Consider the following 14,058-nt stretch of genomic DNA (forward strand, 5'->3'; position numbering starts at 1 on the left):
TTCAAACTAAAACTAGAATTCTGGAACATAAAAAATAAAAACCAAAATCATCAACTAAATTTTTGACAGAGCCTTTATAATGAAAAAATAGAAATCATTAAAAAAAATTTTATGAAAATTAATTTCACATTATTATTATAAGAATTTTAAAATAGTACTTAGCATAAAATATTAATTATTATAAATTTATATAAATCTTAAAAAATTTTATCAATAAAAAAAGAAAGGTAGTCATTTTATGAAAATTAAAGTTCATGTATCACGTTTCAATAAAGACACAGATGAAAAACCATATATTGAAACTTATGAAATTGAAAAAACACCTCAAATGAAAGTTTTAGAAGCATTAAATTTAATAAATGAAGAATATGATGCAAATTTAAGCTTTAGAAGTAGTTGTAGAGCTGGACAGTGTGGATCATGTGCAGTGAGAATTAATGGAAATCCAGGATTAGCTTGTAAAAAAGAAATAGCAAACGAAACAACAATTCAACCTTTAAAATTACCAGTAATTAAAGATTTAATAGTTGATCGTTCCTCAATCGAAAATAAAGTAAATGATATGGATTTACATCTTGAAACAAATGATCCTGAAGAATTAATGAAACCTGAAGAAATGGAAGATACATTAAAAGTTAGAAGTTGTATAGAATGTTACAGCTGTTTAACAGCATGCCCAGTATATCAAAATTTCCAAGAAGACTTCGCAGGACCTTATTTCATGAGATATATTAGTAAATTCGAATTTGATCCAAGAGAATTAAAAAATAGGTTAAAAGAAGGATTTGAAAACGGATTATATGATTGTACTAGTTGTGGAAAATGTGGAGCAGTTTGTCCAAAAGATATTAACAGTTTTGGAGATGCTGTTGAAAAATTAAGAGCAATTGCATACAGTGAAGATGAAGGACCTTTAGAAGCACATAAAAAAATTAAAAAAATGGTTGAAGAAACTGGTCGAAGTGTTACCCATCCAGAAAAAGAAGGATTTATAGAATCTTATAATAAAAACAAAAAACAAACCAAGGAAAAATCTAAAGTTGCTTTATTCACAGGTTGTATGGTAGATTACAGATTACAACATGTAGGTGAAGCTGTAATGGATGTTTTTAAAGCTAATGGTATAAATGTTGATGTTCCAGAAAATCAAGTATGTTGTGGCTCACCATTATTACGTACAGGGCAACGTGATGCAGTACAAGCATTAGCTGATAAAAATAAGGAAGTATTTAAAGATTATGATACTGTAATTACTATCTGTGCAGGTTGTGGTGCAACACTTAAAAATGACCATCCTAATTTCGGCAATAAATTAAATGTAATGGATATTAGTGAATTTTTAATCGATAAATTAGATACTAGTAAAATGAAACCATTAGATATGAAAGTAACTTGGCATGATCCTTGCCATCTTGGTAGAGGACAAGGAATCAAAGATCAACCACGTGAAATTATAGATATGATTCCTGGTGTAGAATTTGAAGAAATGGAATTCCCATGTCAATGTTGCGGAGCTGGTGGAGGAGTTAAATCTGCCAGACCAGAAATTGCCCTAGAATTAAGTAAAAACAAAGCACAAATGATTAAAGAAACTGGTGCTGATAATTTTATCACAATATGTCCATTTTGCCAATCCAATATTAAAGATGGATTAGAAGCTATAAATGAAACAGAAATTAATGGAATGAATCTGGTAGAATTATTAAAATTAACTTACAGTGAAGAAAAAGAATAATAATGGAGTTTTAATATTTATGCCCGGCACAGTAAGTGAAGAGGAAGTAATTACAAATAAAGAATTAATACCTAAAACAAAAGATAAAGAAGAAGTTGAAGAATCTAAAACTGAAAGTAAATCAAAATCTACTAAAAGAGCTCAATTAGTAAGTAATGATTCAACTGTTGATGAAGGAACTTTACGCTTACAAAAAAATATTTATGTAGTTTTTGTAGAATGTGAAACTAGTGGAAATGTTGGTTTCTTAGCTCGTACAATGGCAAATTTTGGATTAAAAAATTTAGTTCTTATAAATCCGTGTGAATTAAAAGATGATGCATATTACCAAGCTATGCATGCAAAAAATCTTGTTGAAAATGCTATAATTTGTGATAATCTTGAAAGTTTCCTTAAAAAGTATTCTATTGATTTTATTATAGGTTCTACTGGAACTCCTGGCGGAAGTTATAATCTTTCTCGTATACCAATACCTCCTAATGAATTAGGGGAAAAAATGGATACAAATACTAATATTGCAATTCTTTTTGGAAGAGAAGGTGATGGCTTAACAAATGATGAAATTGATAAATGTGACATAATAGTTAGTATTCCTACAGATCCACATTATCCTATAATGAATATAACTCATGCTGCGGCTATTATTTTTTATGAAATCTTTAAAAACCGTAACCATTTCCCAGTAGAGGGTTATGATGAAAGTACACAAATAGAAAAGGATTATTTACTTAAGGACATGAAAGAATTGATTGATACTATTAAAATTCCAGACCATAAAAAACGTAATGGTCTTAAAACTTTTAAAAACATTATTAATCGTGCATTCATAACTGGACGTGAAGCTCATACTCTCATTGGAATACTTAGACGATTAAAAATGAGAATTGATGAGAAATAATTAACTCATCATATAATTTTTCTTTTTTTAAAAAAAATCTTTAATAATAAGTGAATAACTTATTTAATATAAAAAAACATAAAATAAAATATTATATTTTTTTATAAAAAATTATTTTTTTCAGGAATCAAATATTTATGGCTATATTAAGTGATAAAGATATTAAAAAATTATTGGATGAAAGACATATTAGTATTGAACCTTTAGACAATAAAGAAAAGCAAATACAACCTTCATCAGTAGATTTACGTATCGGAGATGAATTTAAAGTATTTCGTGTTATACGAACACCTTACATAGATCCAAAAGATAATGAGGAAGTGGCAAGTTACATGGAATCATTTAAAGTACCAGAAGGTGAAGCATTCATTATACACCCAAATGAGTTTGCACTTGCAACAACACAAGAAACCGTGAAATTACCTGATGATATTGTAGCACGTGTTGAAGGTAGATCTAGTATGGGTAGATTAGGTGTTACTATGCATGTAACAGCAGGATATATAGATCCCGGATTTGAAGGCAAAATAACCTTAGAAATTAGTAATATTGGTGCAATGCCAGTAGCATTATATCCTGGTCAAAGAGTATGTCAAGTAGTATTTGAAACAATGACTAGTCCATCCGAAATCCCTTATGGTCATCCTAGTAGACATAGTAAGTATATGGGACAAGAAAAACCTGAAAGTAGTCGGATTAAAATGGATTATGAACTTAATAAATAAAAAAAGATTTAATTATACTTTAACTTTTAAAAAAAATAATTTTTTTATTATTACTCATTCTTTTTTTTATAAAAACTAATTATCAAAAATAAATATTTATAGGAGTATTAAATTTATGAATCATGACAAAATGATGAATATTGGAGCAAAAAGAGGTTTCTTATGGCCTTCATTCGAAATTTATTCTGGAGTAAGTGGATTTACTGATTATGGACCATTAGGTGCAACATTAAAAAACAATATAATGCAAAAATGGAGAAAACAGTACACTGCAGGTGAAGGATTTTATGAAATAGAATCACCAACAGTTATGCCAAAAGAAGTATTAAAAGCTTCAGGACATGTAGATAACTTCACAGACCCAATGACAAAATGTGAAAAATGTGGAGAAGTATTCCGTGCAGATCATTTAATTGAAGAAGCAATCAATAAAGATGTTGAAAGCTTAGCTAATGAAGAAATGGACCAAATCATAATAAATAATACAATAAAATGTCCAACTTGTGGTGGAGAACTAGCTAAAATTTGGAATTATAATTTAATGTTTAAAACACAAATCGGTGCAAAAGGAACAAAACCAGGTTATATGAGACCAGAAACAGCACAAGGAATATTCATACTTTTCAAAAGATTATCTAGATTTTATCGTAACAAATTACCATTTGGAGTAGTTCAATTAGGAAAAGCATATCGTAATGAAATAAGTCCACGTCAAGGAGTAATAAGACTTAGAGAATTCACTCAAGCAGAATGTGAAATCTTCTTAAACCCTGAAGATAAAACTCACCCTAAATTTAAAACAATAGCAAATGAAACTTTAGATTTATGTTCACAAGATGTTCAAATCAATGAAAAAGAAGAATTACACATAACAGTACAAAAAGCTTTAGATGATGGAATAATAAGTAGTGAAATGTTAACTTACCAATTATACCTTGCAAGAAAATTCTTAAATGAATTAGGCATACCAAATGATAAGTTAAGATTCCGTCAACACTTACCTGGAGAAATGGCTCATTATGCTCTTGATTGCTGGGATGTAGAATGTTTAACTGATCAATATGGATGGGTTGAAATTATTGGAATAGCTGATCGTGGAAATTATGATTTAACACAACATGGAAAAGAAAGTAATGAAGAATTAAACATTTATATTCCTTACGATGAACCAAAAACAATTACTAAAAATACTGTAAAACCAAACCTTAAAGTATTTGGTCCAACATTCAAAGGTGATGCTCCAAAAATTATGGGTTGGTTAAAAAATTGTGATGCAGATAAATTAAAAGAAGAAATTGAAGCAAATGGTAAATATAATTTAGAATTAGACAATACTTATGAATTAACAAGTGAACATTTACTATTTGAAACAAGTACTGAGGAAGTTAAAGGTGAAAAATTAATACCTCATGTAATTGAACCTTCTTTTGGTATAGATCGTATACTTTACTGTGTATTATTACATTCTTTCCACAATGCAAGTGAAAATGATGATAAAGATTATTTCAAATTTAAAAACGAAATTGCACCTATAAAAGTAAGTGTTCTTCCACTTGTAAATAAGAAAGGTTTAGATGTAATAGCCTCCAATATTCAAGAATCATTAAGAAAAGATGGTTTCACTGTTGATTACGATGGAAGTGGAAGTATTGGACGGAGATATGCACGTGCAGATGAAATAGGTGTTCCTGTAGCTGTTACTATAGATTTTGATACAATAGAAGATAAAACTGTAACAGTACGTAACAGAGACACTGAAGAACAAGAACGTGTCCCTATTAATGATTTAACTAGTAAAATAAAAAGTATATTAAAAAATTAAAAAAAATAATGAGTGGAAGATTTTTATTCCTTATTAAAACAAGGAATACACACTTTTTCCCCATCTTTTTCTTTCATTCTATGTTCAGATACTAATTCTCCACATTCACCACATTTAATAGAATTATATAAATTTGCTTCTTTTGGTAAGGATAATTCTGCTTTTGATAATGTGAATAATTTATCTTCAGGAACTTCTAATATTTTATAAGATAATTCATCTTTGAAGTGTTGAAAACTTTTTTTATCTTCCATTGTAACAGTACCTTGATCGAATTTATTTTTTAGTGCTACAAATTCTGGAACAATATCATTAAAATCTGCATTTACATAAATTCTAATATTTTCACCATTTTCCCTATTATAAAATGTATATACATGTTTTCCATAGTCTTTAAATATGAAGTTACCTTTACCAAATGTACAACCAGTTACTACTTGTATTGCATCTACAGCACAAGAATCATTTTCACAAATTGCTACTAATTCTTCATCACCAGATTTAGATACATTTAACTTAATCATTGCAGTTTTAGCTACCCTATAACCTAAAGCAGAACCAGGACACACATGTCCATGAAATTTAGTTACTTCAGAAAAAGGCAATATTTCTTCATTATTTTCCATAATAATCCCTCTTAAATTCTTTTAAAAATAATTTTTAATTAATTCTATATTACCTTCATAATGATATAAATTTAATTAATTTAAAAAAAATATAACTATATAGAGAGTGAATATTTATGATGATAGATACACATACCCATGCAGACTCAAGAAGCAGTGAAGACTTTGATTTAATGTATACAAGCGGAATAGATACAGCAATCACTTGCTCATTTTACCCTTACAAACTACGAAATCAAACATGCTTAATAAACCACTTTGATAGAATACTTGAATATGACACCAAAAGAGCAGAGGAATATGGATTAAAATTAGAAGTTGCTTTAGGATTACATCCTGCAAATGTAAGTGAAAACAATGACCAAATTTATGAAGAAATTAGAAGATTAGTGGAAGAAAAGAAAATAGTGGCAATAGGAGAAATAGGTTTAGATGATAATACAATAAATGAACAAAAAGCATTTAAAAAACAATTAGAAATTGCAGAAGACACAAAAAGCAAAGTAATCATCCACACACCACGTAAAAATAAAAAAGAAGTATTGAAAGATATTAAAATCATTGTAGATGAAACAATAAATCCAAAATTAGTGGTAATAGATCATATTAATCCTAATGTTGTAGAAGATGTAATAGACTATGATTACACACTTGGTTTAACCGTACAACCACAAAAAATGACCAAAGAAGAAGCTATAAAAATATTAGATAAATATGGTTTTAATAAATTCTTATTAAACAGTGATATAAGTAATAAACCATCAGATCCTATAAGTGTGCCTAAAACTGTTCGCACACTAAAAAAATTAGGTTATAAAAATAGTGATATTGAAAAAGTAGCATTTAAAAATGCTAAAAAATTCTTCAAAATATAAAAAAATAAAAAAAATAATATTATTTTTTTCTAAACTTCTTTTAAATTATTGTTTTTTAATAATTTGAACCTGAGTAGGTGAGAGAATAATTAAATTTTTACCTTCTTCACGAGCAAGGAGTATTGCTTCAACATTATGTTGTTCACGTAAAATTTTAATTCTACGAGTAGCATTCTTAAATTCTACAGGACCTCTTCTTTCAAGAAAACCTAAATCAACAATAACAGGATTATTTTCTTCAAGAATTTGATCAGAAATATAATCTATATCTGCAATAGTTCTTGGGCGAATTAGAATAATTTCATAAAATGATTGTTCTGGAACAATTGTATATGTTTCGTCATAAAATTCTTCAGTGAAATCATTTACTCCAACATTTCTTTTATTATTACGGTTTTCTTCAAAACCAAGACTTTTTTTTAAAGTACCTATAAATGACATTTAAAATCACTTTTTCCATGAAAAAAATTTTAAAATTTAATTATTTTTTTAGATGATCTAAGATTGCATCTAATAATTTATCTGGATTTTCACGAACATCTGCAGTTGGAAGACCATATTCTTTTTCATAGTCTTCAGGTGTTTTATCCGGTTCGTTACGTAAATTAATACTAATTCCAACAACTTTAGTAGGTTCAACAGCTTCAATAGCTTTTATTTCCTCAGGTATGCCTCTTGGTTCACGGAATGGATGATTTGGTCTATGACCTACAATCACAGCATCAGGATGAGCACCTATTAAAATTGCAGCAGATAAACCTCTAGGGTGAGGGTTTCCATCTTCAGTTAAACTGGATTGACCTTCAATGAAAATAATATCTGGATGTTTTTCTTCTTCTAAGTATTTAATTGAACCTAAAATAGCGGATGGAATATCCATTGCACTTAAACTTCCTGCACGGAAATTAAAATCAGTAGGTTTTTCAAGCCCCATTTCATCTGTTGATATAACACCTGAAACTAATCCTCGTTTTGTTGCGGCTAATCCTAAATTACGTGTTGTTGTTCTTTTACCACACTCTTGAGAAGTACCTCCACAAAAAACAATACTTGCTTTTGGTGTGTATGATATTTTTGGTAAAATTTCAGTACTTTTTTCTGGAGCTATTCCAAAAATATTATTAATCATATCTAATCTTGGACTTATTTCCTTAATAGCAACCCCATTTTGATTAGCAAATTTTGCTAAAGAAATATTATCTTCAATAGATAATGATCTGAATGAACTTACAACATTTTTACCAGCATCAATTGCTTGTACTGCATATTTTAAAGCTGCCCCTTCTGCACCTATAGGTAACATTATAACTATACTTTTAGCTTCTGGAACTTCATCCATTAAATCTATTAAACTTGATGCAACTTCAAATCCCATAAAATTTGTTCCTTGTTTATCTGGGTCATCATCTACAAATCCTACAGTTTCAATTCCTTCAAGGTTTGAGAATTTTTCCCCACCTCCACCACATCCAATTACGATGTATGGGTTTAAGTTTTGAAGTTCTTCAACTGATGATATTGAATACAAATAATCACTCCTCATATTAAATTAATAAATTCTTGTTTTTTAATTGTTAAATAGTAAATAGAAAAATAAACATGAGTTAAAATTCTAAATAAGAAATTCCTCATAAACTCATATTACTAATAATTTATGATTTTTATATAATATAAATGTATTTTTTATAATTAAAATCCTTAAAAAAGCTTTTTTAATAAATAAGTATTTAATTACCAAAAATCTAAAAAAATATTATATTAAACCAAAACCAATTAAATTGAGGAATTTTTTATGGAAAAACCATATGTTATATTAATTGGAAGTGCTTCAGGAATAGGTAAATCTACAATATCTGCAGAACTTGCCAAATCATTAGGAATAAAACATTTAATAGAATCTGATTTTATAAGAGAAGTTGTGCGTGGAATTATTGGAAGTGATTATGCACCTGCATTACATGCTTCTTCATATATGGCGTATACTACTCTTAGAAATAAGAAAAACTATAAAACAGAAGAAGATTTGATTTGTGCAGGTTTTGTTGAACATGCATCATTTGTAGTTCCAGCAATTGAAAAAGTAATTGAAAGAGCTATAAAAGATTTTGATGATATTATAATTGAAGGTGTGCATTTAATTCCTGGACTAATAGATTTAGATAATTATAAAAATCAAGCCAATATTCATTTCTTTATATTATCTTCAGATGAGGAGTCACATAAAAATCGTTTTGTGAAACGAGCTACTGAAAAACGTCGTGGAGGTAAACAATTAGATTATTTTAAGGAAAATAGGACCATTCACGATTTTTTATTAAGTGAAGCTGAAAAAAATGATGTTAAAGTTATTGAAACTGAAGAGATAAATACTACTGTTCAAAAAATTTTAAGTAATATTAATGAAAGTTGTGAAACTGTTTACTTAAAGAATAATGTTGATGAACTTAAAGATGTTATGGATATTATAATTAAAGAGAATAATGCTAGTGTTGAATGTATTATTTACCCAATTAAAGGTTTCAAAGAACCATTAATTAGAAAAGTTAATATTTATGAACAGAAAAAATCTGACAGTTTTATTAAAGCTTTAGAAGATGATCCTCAAAAGAAAGAGGAATTAAAAGAACTTTATTATTTATCTAATAAACATGGAATGAAGATTTGTGCACCAAATTATGAAATTTTAGATAAAATAATTAAAGAATTAGGTAGTAAAGGATATCTTTACAGTGAATAAAAAGAAAATGATAAATAATTAAAATATAAATAATGAGAGGAATGTTTTATATGCCTGAGATGAGAATGGATTGTCCTGTATGTCATAAAAAGAATAGTGCAGTTAGTGATACAAAAACTGTGAAAATTCCATATTTTGGAGAAGTTATGGAATCTAGTATAATTTGTGAGGCTTGTGGTTTTAAACACAGTGATGTTATGAGTTTAGAACAACATGATCCTGCACGTCATAGTCTTAAAATTAATAAAGATAATTTAAGTAGTAGAGTTATTCGTTCTCAAAGTGCAACTGTTTCTATTCCTGAAATTGGTATTAAAGTTGAGCCTGGCCCAAAATCTCAGGGTTATGTTTCTAATGTAGAAGGGGTTATTGTTAGATTTAAAGATGCTACTCAAAGGGCTTTAACACTGTTTGATGATGAGGAATCTCAAAGTAATGGGAAAAAAGTTTTCAATGAATTAGATAAAATTTTAAATGGTGATTTAGAGGTTACATTAATTATTGATGATCCTTTCGGTCAAAGTAAAATTATGGATTTAAAAAGTGTAGAAACTCATTTAAGTGAGGAAGAACTTAAGCATTTGAAAACTGGATTTACTATTATTGATAATGATTCTGAAGAGTGAAAATTTTATTTTTTTTTAGGTTTTAATTGTTCCTATAGATGTATCTTTAACAATATGCCAATATTGGGATTTTATATTATCAAAACTTCCTCTTTTGGCTCCTAGCATATGTTCGGCATTGTATGTGAAAACATTTAATTTTAATACGGCTTTTCTTTCAGGCCATAAGTTAATTGTGTAGTGTATTATTGGTAATGTGATTGATAAACTTACTACAAGGAATTCTAATGCTTCATCATAATAAGAAGGGTTAAATACTTTTTCTTCTATTCCTTCATTTAATAATTTTTCCATTATTTTTTCTAAAGATTCCATTCTTTTTATTAATATATCTTGGAATAGTTCAGGGTTACGTGTGTAAACATTATGGATTTTTTCTGTGTCTTTGTATACATCAATTATTTCCATTATCATATTAGATAATTTTTCTAATGTGGAATAATTTGGATTGTTGAAGATTTTTTCTAGGCTTCTTAGTTCTGTTTTTATCTGTCTGTTTACAATTATTTTTTTTACTTCTTCTTTATTTTTAAAATGGTAGTAGAATGTTCCTTTTACAATGTGTAAATCTTTTATGATATCTTTAATTGTTACATTACTATATCCTTTTTCGTAGAATAGATGCCATGCTGAATTTATTATTTCTTCTTTCCGTTCATCTGGTGGTAGGGATACTCTTGTTTTATTCACCATTTTTTTATCTCCAAATACTCTTTTTTGATGTTATTTTTTATTTTTGTAGAAAGGTTTATATATAATTATATACAATTTTTAACTAAGAGTCAGTGACCTTTAGTCAGTCATTTAAATAAAACTTTGCAAAAACACTCTTCAAGAAAAAAGAAGAAGGGAAATAAAATGAACACAGAAGAAGATGAAGAAAATATTGAAAAAATGATAAAAACCTTTGAAGACATAATAAATAACCCTTTATCTCAAAAAATGTTAAACAATGCATTAGTTTACTGTAACAAATGTGGAAAAACACGATTAGAATCTGCACTAGATTATTACCTCGGAAAACAAGACAATATATGCTTAAAATGCAAAGTAACCTACGAATTAGTAGAAATAGTAATACATAAAGCATTAAAAAGTTTTAACACATCAGAAGAATCTTTAATAAAAACCATGCAGGATGAATACTGGGAAAAAGGATTAATAAGCACTTTCAAAGGAATGGCAACATTTGGAGTAAAAAAACCATTCACACCAGGAGCACCATTCCAAATAGTATGGAACATAACACAAGCATGTAACTTTAACTGTATACACTGTTATGAAAATGCTGGAAAAAAGGGCCCTGATGAATTAAACAAAGAAGAAATATTAAATGGAATAGATAAATTAGCAGATCTTGGAATAGCATCTTTAGCATTTAGTGGAGGAGAACCATCAATACATCCACACATTAAAGAATTCATTAAACATGCCAACGACCGTGGTTTGTACGTAAGTATGGCTACAAATGGATATATTTTCAATGATTATGAAAAAGCAAAAGAATTAAAAGATTTAGGATTACAATTTGTGCAAATAAGTTTAGATGGAGTAAATCCAAAAACACATGATAATTTCAGGCAAAAAGATGGATCATGGAAACGAGCAATAGAAGCTATTAAAAACTTTAAAAAAGCAGGAGTATTTGTTGAAATATCAACAACAGCAACTAAGAAAAACAAAGATGAAATCCCTGAAATGATAACTTTTTTAAGAAGTATAAATGTTGATTGGTTTGTATTATATAACTTTATACCAACAGGAAAAGGAGCAGAAATTAGTGAAATAGATTTATCTCCTGAAGAAAGGTTAAATCTTTTAGAATTAATTTATAAGGAAAATAGTAAAGGCGAAATGCAAATACTATCCACAGCACCACAATTTGCAGATGTAGTAACTCATACATTCAATAATGACCAAATGATACCTACACACTTTTATAATGTTGAATATAGTAATCCTGCAATGATGAAATTATCAGAATTTGTAGGAGGCTGTGGAGCAGGAAGATTTTATATGAGTATAGAACCTAATGGAGATATTTATCCATGTGTATTCTTCCCCCATGAAAAAGAAGTTAAATTAGGAAATATCCGTGATGATGTTGAAAATATATGGACAAATAATCCATTACTAATGAAATTAAGAGATAAAGATGCATTATTGGGCCATTGTGGAGTTTGTGACTCTAGATATATATGCGGAGGATGTAGAGCTAGAGCTTACAATTACTTCCATGATGTAACATATCCAGATCCCGGATGTGAAAAAAATAAAAATGCATGGGATAAAATCATAGAAAAAGAATCTAGTGAATATTTAGCTAAATAATATTTTTTAAAAATAGTTATTTTCTTTGAAGATAAAAAAATTAAAGGAAAATATTTTTAATTAATATTCTTCTTCACCTTCAGTTTCTTCTGATATATTAGATGATGAAAATTCAGCAAAATCTTCGTCTTCTTCTTCAACATCTTTAAGTTTCATTGTTCTTTTAACATCCATTGCTAAAGCATCACAATCTGCCTTTATTGCATCTAAATGTAATAATATTCTTTCTTTTTCTTTATTGATTCTAGTAATATTATTATATGCATATGTTGATTCTTTTAACATTTCATATTCTATTGTAGTGTATGGGTAATCGTTTAATTGTTTACATACATTTTGTAGAACATCTCCAAGGAATCTGTTCATTTCTACTTTTACTCTTTCTCTAATCATCTTGTCAGAGTCTAAGTTTTCTTTCATTAAACGTACTACTTCTGCTTTAGCGAAAGGTAAATCATCATCAGGTACTTCTTCTACCGTTTCTGTGATTTGTTCTTCAGTTTCTTCGTTTTCTTCAGTGCTATTTTCCTCTTCCATATTTACTTCTTCATATTCTTCTGACATAATCATTAAACTCCTGTGAAATTTTTATTTTTTTTAAAATTTTTTATTTTTGTAAAAAAAAGCTTCTACTTTAATAAGTATTGCTTATTTCATCTATGTGTATACCTATATTTGTTTTAAGCAGTATATAAACATATTTAAAATTATTGCAAAACAATATAATTTTTCAAGTAGTGTAAAGGAAAACTATAATAATTATTAAAGCTTACTATAAGAATTTTAATAGTGCGAAAAATGAGGAAAAAGAAACTAAAAAAAATAGAAAAAATTTATATATCTAAACTAAAATTTAAACTACGAGTAGAATGAGTCAAAGCACCTAAAGAAATAATATCCACATCTAAACTAGCATAATTAAGAATAGTCTCTTCAGTAATCCCACCAGATAATTCAACTAATACATTATCACGTAAACCCTCATTTTTTAATATATTCAATGTTTTAAGAGCTTCATCAGGATTCATATTATCAAACATTACAATATCTGCACCATTTTTAGCTGCAATTACTGCATCATCACTATTTTCAACTTCAATTTCTATTTTTTTAGAAAAACTAACATTACAATGAGCAAGTTTTAATGCTTCAGCAACGCCCCCAACAATAGCAATATGATTATCTTTAATTAAAACCATATCATCTAAACCATTTCTATGAGGATCTCCTCCCCCAATAATTATAGCTTCTTTATCAAATTTTTGTAAAGCTGGAGAAGTTTTTCTTGTACCTGCAATTTTTAAGTTAGGATTAATTTTATGAACTTCATTTACAATATTAAATGTTTTAGTAGCCACGCCACTCATTCTCATTAAAAGATTAAGAACTGTACGTTCTATAAGTAAAATAGTTTTAGCTAAACCTTTAAATTCTATTAATCTATCCCCTGGTTTAATAATATCTCCATTATTCAAACTACTTAATATAGAAACATTATATTCTTCAAAAATTTCTTTAATAATATTAATACCTGCAAGAATACCTGTATCTTTAGATAATATAAAACCTTCAACAACAATATCTGAATTTATTAAAGCATTAGAAGTTATATCTCCATAACCTTCATCTTCTGTTAACATATACTTAATTATTTCATCCATATATAATCCCTTAAAATCTTAT

The 14,058-nt window shown here is 27.9% G+C and carries 14 protein-coding genes; 8 read left to right on the plus strand and 6 right to left on the minus strand.

What is annotated here, in order from left to right:
* Positions 1–238 precede the first annotated feature (238 nt).
* From tfrB to glyS, 4 genes are all read left to right on the plus strand, one after another.
* Entirely contained in the window at positions 239–1,735 is a 1,497-nt protein-coding gene (gene tfrB, locus BP997_RS04980) for a fumarate reductase (CoM/CoB) subunit TfrB (RefSeq protein ID WP_413823642.1), read from the plus strand.
* A gap of 19 nt (positions 1,736–1,754) precedes the next feature.
* Positions 1,755–2,633 carry a TrmJ/YjtD family RNA methyltransferase gene (locus BP997_RS04985; RefSeq protein WP_413823644.1) on the plus strand — a complete coding sequence of 293 codons (879 nt, stop codon included), beginning with the start codon at positions 1,755–1,757 and terminating at the stop codon, positions 2,631–2,633.
* Positions 2,634–2,770: 137 nt separating this feature from the next.
* Positions 2,771–3,358: a dCTP deaminase gene (gene dcd / locus BP997_RS04990; protein WP_413823647.1), complete on the plus strand. Its 588-nt coding sequence runs from the start codon at positions 2,771–2,773 to the stop codon at positions 3,356–3,358.
* Between the two features lie 115 nt (positions 3,359–3,473).
* The gene (gene glyS, locus BP997_RS04995) at positions 3,474–5,180 is read left to right on the plus strand and encodes a glycine--tRNA ligase (RefSeq protein WP_409197917.1); all 1,707 of its coding nucleotides are present in this window, start codon (positions 3,474–3,476) and stop codon (positions 5,178–5,180) included.
* Between the two features lie 23 nt (positions 5,181–5,203).
* On the opposite strand, the gene BP997_RS05000 is transcribed toward glyS, so the two are convergent.
* The gene (locus tag BP997_RS05000; protein WP_409197918.1) at positions 5,204–5,806 is read right to left on the minus strand and encodes an FmdE family protein; all 603 of its coding nucleotides are present in this window, start codon (positions 5,804–5,806) and stop codon (positions 5,204–5,206) included.
* 119 nt (positions 5,807–5,925) lie between these two features.
* Between BP997_RS05000 and BP997_RS05005 the strand changes: the two genes are divergently transcribed.
* Positions 5,926–6,681 carry a TatD family hydrolase gene (locus tag BP997_RS05005; protein WP_409199097.1) on the plus strand — a complete coding sequence of 252 codons (756 nt, stop codon included), beginning with the start codon at positions 5,926–5,928 and terminating at the stop codon, positions 6,679–6,681.
* Positions 6,682–6,726: 45 nt separating this feature from the next.
* On the opposite strand, the gene BP997_RS05010 is transcribed toward BP997_RS05005, so the two are convergent.
* Together BP997_RS05010 and BP997_RS05015 are read right to left on the minus strand one after the other, a co-directional pair.
* Positions 6,727–7,122 carry a cell division protein SepF gene (locus BP997_RS05010; RefSeq protein ID WP_409197919.1) on the minus strand — a complete coding sequence of 132 codons (396 nt, stop codon included), beginning with the start codon at positions 7,120–7,122 and terminating at the stop codon, positions 6,727–6,729.
* A gap of 40 nt (positions 7,123–7,162) precedes the next feature.
* Positions 7,163–8,209, minus strand: coding sequence for a DUF1611 domain-containing protein (locus BP997_RS05015; RefSeq protein ID WP_409197920.1), 1,047 nt, complete (start codon positions 8,207–8,209; stop codon positions 7,163–7,165).
* A 264-nt stretch (positions 8,210–8,473) separates the two neighbouring features.
* Here BP997_RS05015 and BP997_RS05020 point away from each other — a divergent pair, with 264 nt between their 5' ends.
* Positions 8,474–9,418, plus strand: a complete 945-nt coding sequence (locus BP997_RS05020; RefSeq protein WP_413823650.1) for a 3H domain-containing protein — start codon at positions 8,474–8,476, stop codon at positions 9,416–9,418.
* 50 nt (positions 9,419–9,468) lie between these two features.
* Entirely contained in the window at positions 9,469–10,044 is a 576-nt protein-coding gene (locus BP997_RS05025; protein WP_413823653.1) for a ZPR1 zinc finger domain-containing protein, read from the plus strand.
* 15 nt (positions 10,045–10,059) lie between these two features.
* Here the strand turns inward: BP997_RS05025 and BP997_RS05030 are convergent, their stop codons facing one another.
* Positions 10,060–10,737 (minus strand): TetR/AcrR family transcriptional regulator, encoded by a 678-nt coding sequence (locus BP997_RS05030; protein WP_413823655.1) that lies wholly within the window; start codon positions 10,735–10,737, stop codon positions 10,060–10,062.
* Positions 10,738–10,902: 165 nt separating this feature from the next.
* On the opposite strand from BP997_RS05030, the gene BP997_RS05035 reads away from it, so the two are divergent.
* On the plus strand, positions 10,903–12,375 hold the full coding sequence (locus tag BP997_RS05035; protein WP_413823658.1) for a radical SAM protein: 1,473 nt from the start codon (positions 10,903–10,905) through the stop codon (positions 12,373–12,375).
* A 60-nt stretch (positions 12,376–12,435) separates the two neighbouring features.
* Here BP997_RS05035 and BP997_RS05040 read toward each other — a convergent pair whose 3' ends face one another.
* Together BP997_RS05040 and nadC are read right to left on the minus strand one after the other, a co-directional pair.
* Positions 12,436–12,912, minus strand: a complete 477-nt coding sequence (locus BP997_RS05040) for a hypothetical protein (RefSeq protein ID WP_413823690.1) — start codon at positions 12,910–12,912, stop codon at positions 12,436–12,438.
* Positions 12,913–13,208: 296 nt separating this feature from the next.
* Positions 13,209–14,036: a carboxylating nicotinate-nucleotide diphosphorylase gene (gene nadC, locus BP997_RS05045; protein ID WP_409197925.1), complete on the minus strand. Its 828-nt coding sequence runs from the start codon at positions 14,034–14,036 to the stop codon at positions 13,209–13,211.
* Positions 14,037–14,058: the final 22 nt, after the last annotated feature.

This window comes from Methanobrevibacter sp. UBA412, assembly GCA_002495685.1.
Classification (GTDB): Archaea; Methanobacteriota; Methanobacteria; order Methanobacteriales; family Methanobacteriaceae; genus Methanobrevibacter_A; species Methanobrevibacter_A acididurans.